Source organism: Demequina muriae, assembly GCF_030418295.1.
Lineage (GTDB): Bacteria > Actinomycetota > Actinomycetes > Actinomycetales > Demequinaceae > Demequina > Demequina muriae.
Window position 1 is genome coordinate 1 of record NZ_JAUHQA010000027.1, and the last position, 607, is coordinate 607.

Consider the following 607-nt stretch of genomic DNA (forward strand, 5'->3'; position numbering starts at 1 on the left):
GACATGGGGTTGGACCGTAAGGCCGAGACGCGCCACGAGTACGGACGCATCGCCCAGGCAGGAAAGACGCTCGCCAAGGAATTCAACTGCCCGGTCGTGTTCCTGGCCCAGCTCAACCGCGCCGCCGCGACCCGTGCCGAGAAGCGCCCGACGATGACCGATCTTCGCGAGTCCGGCGAAATCGAGCAGAAAGCGGACGTGATTCTGTTCCTGCATCGCCAGGACTACTACACGCCCGGCGACATGCCCGGCGTAGTTGAGGTCATCCCGGCCAAGGGACGAAACATCCGCACGGGCGAAACGATCCATCTGCGCAACCGCTTCGACCAGATGCGGCTAGAGGATTGGGAGGGCGCACTTCCTGAGCCGGTGGTTACAGGGCCTCAAAAGTCACGCGGTTTCGGTGCGCCCGTATGACCGCCTTTTGCTGCTTCAACCACATCGAGCGCATTGCGCGCCTTCCCACTGACCAGTGGAAGCCCGAGGTCGAGAAGCTTCCGACCGACTGCGGGAACGATCAATGCACGACACGCAACTGCCAGGAAGAGGTGCGCGGACGGCTGCGCATGCACTGGCTAATCAAGCGAGGGAACAAGCGATGAGCAAG

The 607-nt window shown here is 62.4% G+C and carries 1 protein-coding gene; it reads left to right on the forward strand.

The genetic code is table 11. From position 1 onward, the window contains the following. Positions 1 to 417 (forward strand): DnaB-like helicase C-terminal domain-containing protein (locus QQX02_RS13195; RefSeq protein ID WP_301143826.1); only part of this gene is annotated, 417 nt, incomplete at its 5' end. Positions 418 to 607: the final 190 nt, after the last annotated feature.